We start from the raw sequence: 7,604 nt of genomic DNA, 5'->3' as shown, positions 1-7,604 counted from the left end.
CGAAATCGCCTGGAGAGTCGAGGAAGCCTGCCAGAACGCCTGGCCGTCGCCGCGGCAGGTGCTGCTGGGCGGCTGGCTGCTGCGCGCCTCGGGCGGCGCCACGCGACGCACCAACTCGGTGAACCCTTTGCGCGGCGGCCCGCGCGACCCGAGCGGCATCATCGCCACGGCGGAAGCGATCTATCGCGGCCTCGGTCAGCCATCGCGGTTCCGGGTGCCCTCGATCGCCACGGGCATGGACCGACCGCTGGAGCGTGCGGGCTACGCGGGTGAAGGCGAGACCACCACGCTGCTGGCGGATCTCAGCGACCACCGGCCGCGGGACTGCGCCTGGATCGAGCTGTCGGACCGGCCGGACGAGGAGTGGCTCGCCCTGCGGTCGGCCCCGGCCGACCCGATCTTCGGCGGCATGGTCGACAGCATCGTCCTGCCCAAGGCCTTCGCCGCCTGCCGGATCGACGGGCAGGTGGTGGCGAAGGCCTATGGCGTCGTGCATGACCGGCTGCTGGTGCTGGAATCCGTCGAGACCCATCCCGACCATCGCCAGCGCGGCTACGGCGCGCGGACCGTCGGCCATCTGATGGATTGGGCCCTGACGCAGGGCGCCGGCGGCGCCTGCCTGCAGGTGGTGGCCGACAACGCACCGGCCCAGGCCCTCTACGCGTCGCTCGGCTTCCGCACCGAGCTGTACCGCTACCACTATCGCAGCAAGGACACGGCCGGCTGAGCCGGCCTCGGACGTTGATCCCTTCGTCATCGCGAGGAGCGAAGCGACGTGGCGATCCAGGGTCTGGTGCCGCTGGATGGCCACGCCCCTTCGGGGCTCGCCATGACGGTTCGAGTTTCGGGCTGGTGATGTAACGGCAGCCCCCTTGCGTTCTCTTCAGATCTTCGCGGCGAGCTCGGCCAGCTGGTCGGCGCACAGCCCCCAGCCCTCGTGGAAGCCCAGCTTCTCATGCGCCTCGCGGTCGGCCACGGTCCAGTGCACCGCCCGGGCCGTGTAGCGGGTCTTCCCGCCCTCGTCCTCGAAGGTGATGATACCGGTGAAGAACGGCTTCTCCGACGGCTCCCAGGCCTTGGTGTAGGCGTCGGTGAAGACCAGGCGTTCGTTCTTGACGACCTCGAGATAGACGCCGCGGTTCGGGAACTCGGTGCCGTCCGGGCCGCGCATGACGATCAGGTTGGAGCCGCCCGGCCGCAGATCGACCTCGATCACCGGGGTGGTCCAGGGCCGCGGCGTGAACCACTGCTTCATCAGTTCGGGCTCGGTCCAGGCGCGGAACAGTTTTTCGCGCGGCGCGTCGATCAGGCGGGTCAGGACGAGCTCGCGGTCGGAGGTGGGGGTGGCGGTCATGGGGGATCTCCTGGTTTGAACGCTTGATGCCCCAAGGACGGCCCCCCGGCCGAGGTTCCGACACGGCCTCGAATATTTTTCCTCAACCGGCGGCGCGGACCGCTAGGAAGGCCTCACGCAACCGCTCGACCACCGTCGGGCCGCTGCGCCGGCGCGGCTGGCCGAGATGGGCGCTGCGCAGATCGTCCATGAGCTCCTCCCACAGCGCCGGCCCGCCCTCCTCCAGCAGCTGGGCGCGGATCGACAGGTCGGGGGTGGCCGGCATATGGCGGCGGCCCCAGGCGCCCATATGGGCCAGCAGCGGCACCAGCTGGATTGCCTTGTCGGTCAGGCTGTAGATCGCCTTCTGCTTGTGGCTGGCATCGTCGGTGCGGGTCAGGAAGCCGGACTCGGTGAGGCGCTTCAGCCGGTCGGCCAGGATGTTGGAGGCGATACCTTCCTCCGACTGGGTCAGCAGCTCGCGGAAATGCCGGCGGTCGCCGAACATGATGTCGCGGATCACCAGCAGGCTCCAGCGGTCGCCCAGGGCCTCGAGGGTCAGATTGATCGGACAGCCGGATCGCGGTTCACTGGTCATGCGGAGTCGCTCCTTTTCCGCTTGCAATATGCAATCGGATTGCACAGAGCGCAACCAGTTGCTATAGGAAATCAGTTAACGAACAATCCAGGAGGACACCCATGCGCAAGGCGATCCTGTCGATGTTCATCAGCCTGGACGGCTACATCACCGGGCCGAAGGGGGAGTTCGTGCCGCCGCAATGGTCCGACGACCTGGCGACGCACTGGTCCGGCTATTCCCTGGAACGGGCCGGGCACCTGCTCTACGGCCGGGTCAACTTCCTGTTCAACAAGGGATTCTGGGAGCCGGCCGCGACCGATCCGAACAGCCCGGCCGCCGGCGTTCCCTGGGCCTCGGTGATGAACCGGCTGCCCAAGACCGTGTTCTCGACCACGCTGACCGGCGATCCCGGCTGGAACGGCGTGGTGGTGCGCGACGACCTGGAGGGCGTGGTCGCACGGCTAAAGGCGGAGGCTGGCGGCGACCTGTTCATGTTCGGCGGCGCCGGCATCGCCCAGAGCTTCGTCGCCCGCGACCTGTTCGACGAGTACCGGCTGATGGTGACGCCGACCCTGTTCGGCGACGGCCAGCGGCTGTTCGCGCCGGGCTTCGACCGCATCGACCTGAAGCTGATCGAGACCAGGCCCCTCGACACCGGCGCCGTGATCCTGCACTACCGGCGCGAGCGCTGAGCCTTCCTAGGGGATGAGCACGACCTTGCCCGTGCTCCGGCGGGTCTCCAGTGCCCGGTGCGCCTCGGCGGCTTGGTCCAGGCGGTAGCGGCCGCCCTGCCTTACCGTCAGCGCTCCGGTCGCGGCCAGGGCGAACAGCTCCGCCAGATCGGCCCGCAGCCCTTCGGCCGTCAGCAGCGGCAGCAGGGCGAAGCCCTTCAGCGACTGGTTCCGGAAGAGCATCCCCTCCAGCTCGGCGGCCGTGAGCTCGAACCGGCCCAGCGCGCCGAACACCAGCTCGCCGTACGGCGCCAGAGCGTCGAGGCAGGCTTTGGTCGTGGCGCCGCCGACGGTGTCGTAGACGATGTCAGCCCCGAGGCCGCCGGTCGCCTCGTGGACCATGGCGGCCCAGCCGGGCTCGCGATAGTCGATGCCGAGATCCGCGCCCAGGCTGCGGGCGACGTCCAGCTTCTCCCGCCCGCCCGCGACGGCGATCACCCGCTCCGCGCCGGCGCGCCGGGCCAGCTGCAGCAGCAGCGACCCGACGCCGCCGGCCGCGGCGGTGACCAGCACCGTCCGGCCGCGCGGCGGGCTGCGCCGCACCAGGTGCAGCGCCGTCAGACCCTGCACCAGCAGCGCCGCGGCCTGCTCGAAGGACAGGCCGTCGGGCAATGGCACGACGGCAGCGGCCTCGACGGCGACGTATTCGGCATAGCCGCCGGCAGGACGGCCGATCGCGAACATCGGCACCGCCACCCGAGCCCCGCGCAGCGTGGCGTCGACGCCGTGCCCGACCGTCTCGATCTCTCCCGCCACCTCGACGCCGGGCACCATCGGCAGCTCGGGCGTCACGGCGTAGAGGTTCCGGCGCAGCAGCGTCTCGAAATAGTTCACCCCGGCCGCCCGCACCCGGACCAGCACCTCGCCGGGGCCGGGCCTCGGAGTCGGCCGCTCGACGGTCGCGAGCACCTCGGGCCCGCCGAAGCGGCTGAATTGAACGGCTTTCATGACCTCACCTGGGGTTGGACAGCATGAGGCGCCTTTTGCCAGTATGCCGTTTGAGGGTTCTACACACCCTTTCGTTCCATACTGACCGGAAGGTGACCATGGCCGAGACGATCAAGCGGCTGCCGGTGCTGCCGGTGGAGCGCGCCTTCAAGGTGGTCGGCGGCCGCTGGAAGGCGGTCATCCTCTACCACCTGTTCGACGGCCCGCGGCGGCTGTCGCAGCTCAAGCGGTCACTGCCCGAGATCAGCCAGAAGATGCTGATCCAGCAGCTGCGCGAGATGGAGGAGCACGGCCTGGTCCACCGCGAGATCTTCCGCCAGGTGCCGCCGCGGGTGGATTACTCGGCCACGGCGCTGGGGCTGAGCCTGGAGCCGGTGTTGCGCGCCCTGTGCGACTGGGGCCAGCGCCATGCCGCCGCGTTGGACGAGCTGGACCGCCTGGCCGAATGCCGCCTGCGGCCCGCGCAAACCATGGACGCGGCGCCCGCGGCCTAATCGGCCGGCAACGCCCCACGCTCCAGATGCGAGCTGAGGACGATGTAGCTGCGCGTGCCCTGGACGCCCGGGATGTCGTAGATCACCCGCAGCAGGTCCTCCAGCGCCTGGGCGTCCTGGGTCCGCACCTTCAGCATGACGCAGGTGTCGCCGGTGACGGTGTGGATCTCCTCCACATCGGGCAGTTGCGCCAGGTCCAGCATCTCCTGGCTCTTGCCCCAGCCGGTCGTGTTGACATGGATGAAGGCCAGGATCGGCTTGCCCAGCTTGCGCCCGTCCAGCGCCGCCACCGTGGCCTTGATCACCCCGTCGCGCTTCAGCCGCTTCACCCGCTCATGCACCGCCGGCGGCGACAGGTTCAGCGCCCGGCCGAGCTCGGCATAGCTCAGCGTCGCATCGGTCGCGAGCAGCCCTAACAGCTTTCGGTCGACGGCGTCGAAGGAGGGGGCCTCGGCGGGCCGGCGCCGAACCGTTTTCGTATTTTCGATGACCATGAGAATGGCCCTTCATGACCGAACCAGGTTCGGCAATTATATCCCATGACCGAACGTCATCAACATCAGAGCGCCGTCTCGCTGCAGACAGCGATCCTGACCGCCGGCATCGCGGTGGTCGGCTCGAACTCGCTGGTGCTGAGCCCGATCCTGGGCGACGTCGCGACGGCGATGGCGGCCACGCCGGTGGCCGTGTCGCGCGCCATCGCCGCCTATGGCGGGGCGACCGCGCTATCGGCCTTCCTGCTGGCGCCGCAGATCGACCGCATCGGTCCGCGCCGGGCCCTGTTCGGCGGCATGATCGGGCTGGCGGCGGCGACGCTTCTCGCCGCCTTCGCCATGCATTGGCTGATGCTGGCGGCAGCCCAGGCGCTGGCCGGGCTCGGCGCCGGGATCATCCTGCCGTCGATCTACACCCTGGCCACCACCATCGCGCCGCCGGGCCGGGAATCGCGGGTGCTGGGCCGGGTGCTGACCGGCTGGTCGATCTCGATGGTCGCCGGGGTGCCGGCCGCCGCCCTGGTCGCCGAGACGCTTGGCTGGCGCGCCGTCTTCCTGGTGCTGGCCGGCCTGGCCGTGCTGGCCCTGTTCGGCATCGCCCGGCTGCCGGCGCCGCCATCGCGCAACCGAAGCACGAGGCCGGGGCTCGGTGCCCTGGTCGCCCCCCTCGCCTATCCCGGCGTGCCGGCGCTGCTGGCGATCTGCCTCGGCTTCATGGCCGCCTTCTACGGCGTCTACGCCTTCATCGGCGACCATGTGCGGGCCGAGCTCGGCCTCAGCGCCGGACAGGCCGGGCTGATCGTGCTGACCTACGGCATCGGCTTCGGCGCCGCCAGCCTGGGCGACGGGCTGGTCGACCGGCTGGGGCCGCGCCGGCTGTTCCCGCTGGTGCTGCTGGCGGTGGCGGCAATCTACGCGCTGATGCTGCCGGCGACGCACAGCTTCGCCGCGATCGCCGCCCTGACCGGGCTGTGGGGCTTCGCCAACCATTTCGGGCTGAACATCCTGGTGCTGCTGCTGTCCCGGGCCAAGCCCGAGGCGCGTGGCGCCGTGCTGGGGTTGAACAGCGCCGTCACCTATCTCGGCACCCTGACCGGCACCGGCCTGGCCGGGATCGGCTACGCCGCCGCCGGCTTCCCGCCGCTGGCGACGGGCGCGGCCGTGGCCTGTCTCGCCGCTGCCCTGATCGCCGCGACGGCGTTGCGGCCGCGGCGGATCACCGGCCCTGCGGCATCCTGACCCTGCATTACGCGCGCAACGCGACGGCCTCTTTCCCGAACAGACTGGAAGGACCAGTTCTGGTCCTCCCTGAGCGGGATGGCCCCGCGGAGGTACCGGATGCCGAGACTCGCGGGGCTGGCGACAGTCGTTCCCCGATACGTGATCACCCAGGACGAGGCGCGCGAGGGCGCCCGGCGCGTCTTCGCGGCGCGGCCGGAGCTGTTCGAGCGCATGGCGCCGATCTACGACGCCGCCGGCATCGACACCCGCCGCTCCGCCGTGCCGCTGGACTGGTACTTCGCCCCACATGACTGGCACGACCGCAGCGCCGTGTTCATGGACACGGCGCTCGACCTGCTGGAGGACGCGGCAAGGCGCTGCCTGGATGAGGGCGGCATCGGCGCCGGCGAGGTCGACGCCATCGTCACCATCTGCTCGACCGGCATCGCCACGCCCAGCCTCGACGCCCGGTTGATGGAGCGGCTGCCGTTTCGGCCGGACACGGTGCGGCTGCCGGTGTTCGGCCTGGGCTGTGCCGGCGGCGTGCTGGGCCTCGCCCGCGCCGCGGCGCTGTCGCGCGCGCTCAACGGCACCGTGCTGCTGCTGGTGGTGGAGCTGTGCGGCCCGACCTTCCGCCGCGGCGACCTGACCAAGAGCAACGTCGTCGCCACCGCGCTGTTCGGCGACGGCGCCGCCGCGGTGCTGATCCGGCCGGAGGATGGCGCGCCGGCTCTAGGCCCGACCGGCGAGCATCGCTGGCCCGGCACGCTGGACGTGATGGGCTGGTCGGTCGAGGCGGACGGGCTCGGCGTGATCTTCTCGCGCGACATCCCGGCCCTGGTGCGGCGCGACCTGCGGCCGGCGGCGGAAGCCTTCCTCGAGCGAAACGGGCTCGGCCTCGGCGACCTCTCCGGCTTCGTGTTCCATCCCGGCGGCACCAAGGTGGTCGAGGCGCTGCGCGACGCCTTCGAGCTGCCGGATGCGGCGATGGCGGCCGAACGGTCGGTGCTGCGCCGCTACGGCAACATGTCGGCGGTGACGGTGCTGTTCGTGCTGGCGGAGAAGCGCCGGCAGATGGCCGGGCGCTGGCTGCTGAGCGCGCTGGGCCCCGGCTTCTGCGCCGGCTTCGCCGTGCTGGATTGCGGCTGATGCTGGGCTGGGCACAAGGACTGGCGCTGCTGGTGGCGGCGCAGCGCTTGGCCGAGCTGGCCTATGCCCGCCGCAACGAGGCGCGCCTGCGCGCCCGCGGCGCGGTCGAGAGCGGCGCCGGGCACTATCCGCTGTTCATCCTGCTGCACGGCGCCTGGCTGCTGGCGGTCTTCCTGCTGATCCCGGCCGACCGCGCCCCGTCCTGGCCGCTGCTGGCCCTGTTCCTGCTGCTGCAGGCGGCACGGGTCTGGGTGGTGGCGACGCTGGGGCCGTACTGGACCACGCGGGTGCTCAGCCTGCCCGGCGCGCCGCTGGTGCGCCGCGGCCCCTATCGCTGGGTCCGGCACCCCAACTACCTGATCGTGACGGCGGAGATCGCGGTGCTGCCCTTGGCCTTGGGCGCCTGGTGGATCGCGATCGCCTTCTCGCTCGCCAACGCCCTGCTGCTGTACCACCGCATCGGCGTCGAGGAAAAATTGCTGAACGCCCGGCGCTGACTTGCCCATACCGGCGGGACGTCTCTTGCCTCTGAGAGTCTGTTTTGAAAATCAGGGATGAGTGTTTCGTCGGATGAGAATTCCGCCCATGGCGACGAGGATCATCGCGTGCGAGACGTCGATGCGCTTTTCGTAGTCGCGGACGAGGCGGCGCCAT

At 70.6% G+C, this 7,604-nt stretch carries 10 protein-coding genes and 1 pseudogene; 6 read left to right on the top strand and 5 right to left on the bottom strand.

The genetic code is table 11. From position 1 onward, the window contains the following. Positions 1-727: GNAT family N-acetyltransferase (locus tag ACTOWL_RS37190; RefSeq protein WP_441326349.1), on the top strand; the 727-nt coding region annotated here is incomplete at its 5' end. Between the two features lie 156 nt (positions 728-883). On the opposite strand, the gene ACTOWL_RS37185 is transcribed toward ACTOWL_RS37190, so the two are convergent. Beyond that, positions 884-1,354 carry an SRPBCC family protein gene (locus ACTOWL_RS37185; protein WP_441326348.1) on the bottom strand — a complete coding sequence of 157 codons (471 nt, stop codon included), beginning with the start codon at positions 1,352-1,354 and terminating at the stop codon, positions 884-886. An 82-nt stretch (positions 1,355-1,436) separates the two neighbouring features. Beyond that, positions 1,437-1,931, bottom strand: a complete 495-nt coding sequence (locus tag ACTOWL_RS37180; RefSeq protein ID WP_441326347.1) for a winged helix-turn-helix transcriptional regulator — start codon at positions 1,929-1,931, stop codon at positions 1,437-1,439. A 101-nt stretch (positions 1,932-2,032) separates the two neighbouring features. Between ACTOWL_RS37180 and ACTOWL_RS37175 the strand changes: the two genes are divergently transcribed. Next, complete coding sequence (locus ACTOWL_RS37175; RefSeq protein WP_441326346.1) at positions 2,033-2,605, top strand: dihydrofolate reductase family protein; 573 nt, start codon at positions 2,033-2,035, stop codon at positions 2,603-2,605. Between the two features lie 6 nt (positions 2,606-2,611). Here the strand turns inward: ACTOWL_RS37175 and ACTOWL_RS37170 are convergent, their stop codons facing one another. Next, positions 2,612-3,592 (bottom strand): quinone oxidoreductase family protein, encoded by a 981-nt coding sequence (locus ACTOWL_RS37170; RefSeq protein WP_441326345.1) that lies wholly within the window; start codon positions 3,590-3,592, stop codon positions 2,612-2,614. Between the two features lie 98 nt (positions 3,593-3,690). On the opposite strand from ACTOWL_RS37170, the gene ACTOWL_RS37165 reads away from it, so the two are divergent. Beyond that, complete coding sequence (locus tag ACTOWL_RS37165; protein ID WP_441326344.1) at positions 3,691-4,086, top strand: winged helix-turn-helix transcriptional regulator; 396 nt, start codon at positions 3,691-3,693, stop codon at positions 4,084-4,086. On the opposite strand, the gene ACTOWL_RS37160 is transcribed toward ACTOWL_RS37165, so the two are convergent. Continuing rightward, positions 4,083-4,580, bottom strand: coding sequence for an Lrp/AsnC family transcriptional regulator (locus tag ACTOWL_RS37160; RefSeq protein WP_441326343.1), 498 nt, complete (start codon positions 4,578-4,580; stop codon positions 4,083-4,085). The two genes, ACTOWL_RS37165 and ACTOWL_RS37160, sit on opposite strands and share 4 nt — an antisense overlap. A gap of 45 nt (positions 4,581-4,625) precedes the next feature. Between ACTOWL_RS37160 and ACTOWL_RS37155 the strand changes: the two genes are divergently transcribed. From ACTOWL_RS37155 to ACTOWL_RS37145, 3 genes are all read left to right on the top strand, one after another. After that, a complete protein-coding gene (locus tag ACTOWL_RS37155) occupies positions 4,626-5,819 on the top strand; it encodes an MFS transporter (protein ID WP_441326342.1) in 1,194 nt (397 codons plus the stop codon). A gap of 99 nt (positions 5,820-5,918) precedes the next feature. Further along, positions 5,919-6,950, top strand: coding sequence for a type III polyketide synthase (locus tag ACTOWL_RS37150; protein WP_441326341.1), 1,032 nt, complete (start codon positions 5,919-5,921; stop codon positions 6,948-6,950). Further along, a complete protein-coding gene (locus tag ACTOWL_RS37145) occupies positions 6,950-7,447 on the top strand; it encodes an isoprenylcysteine carboxyl methyltransferase family protein (RefSeq protein ID WP_441326340.1) in 498 nt (165 codons plus the stop codon). Before ACTOWL_RS37150 ends, ACTOWL_RS37145 begins: the two co-directional genes overlap by 1 nt. A 51-nt stretch (positions 7,448-7,498) precedes the next feature. Here the strand turns inward: ACTOWL_RS37145 and ACTOWL_RS37140 are convergent. Then, positions 7,499-7,604: pseudogene (locus ACTOWL_RS37140) on the bottom strand (IS5/IS1182 family transposase); the annotation flags it as partial.

The organism is Inquilinus sp. CA228 (genome assembly GCF_052078665.1).
In the GTDB taxonomy this organism is placed as follows: Bacteria; Pseudomonadota; Alphaproteobacteria; order DSM-16000; family Inquilinaceae; genus Inquilinus.
This window is presented reverse-complemented; position numbering and strand designations above follow the sequence as displayed.

What these genes read in the sequence shown, in the direction of transcription:
- ACTOWL_RS37175 (WP_441326346.1), top strand. Translation starts at nt 2,033, where the DNA reads ATGCGCAAGGCGATCCTGTCGATGTTCATCAGCCTGGACGGCTACATC.
- ACTOWL_RS37170 (WP_441326345.1), bottom strand. Translation starts at nt 3,592, where the DNA reads ATGAAAGCCGTTCAATTCAGCCGCTTCGGCGGGCCCGAGGTGCTCGCG.
- ACTOWL_RS37180 (WP_441326347.1), bottom strand. Translation starts at nt 1,931, where the DNA reads ATGACCAGTGAACCGCGATCCGGCTGTCCGATCAATCTGACCCTCGAG.
- ACTOWL_RS37150 (WP_441326341.1), top strand. Translation starts at nt 5,919, where the DNA reads ATGCCGAGACTCGCGGGGCTGGCGACAGTCGTTCCCCGATACGTGATC.
- ACTOWL_RS37185 (WP_441326348.1), bottom strand. Translation starts at nt 1,354, where the DNA reads ATGACCGCCACCCCCACCTCCGACCGCGAGCTCGTCCTGACCCGCCTG.
- ACTOWL_RS37160 (WP_441326343.1), bottom strand. Translation starts at nt 4,580, where the DNA reads ATGGTCATCGAAAATACGAAAACGGTTCGGCGCCGGCCCGCCGAGGCC.
- ACTOWL_RS37145 (WP_441326340.1), top strand. Translation starts at nt 6,950, where the DNA reads ATGCTGGGCTGGGCACAAGGACTGGCGCTGCTGGTGGCGGCGCAGCGC.
- ACTOWL_RS37165 (WP_441326344.1), top strand. Translation starts at nt 3,691, where the DNA reads ATGGCCGAGACGATCAAGCGGCTGCCGGTGCTGCCGGTGGAGCGCGCC.
- ACTOWL_RS37155 (WP_441326342.1), top strand. Translation starts at nt 4,626, where the DNA reads ATGACCGAACGTCATCAACATCAGAGCGCCGTCTCGCTGCAGACAGCG.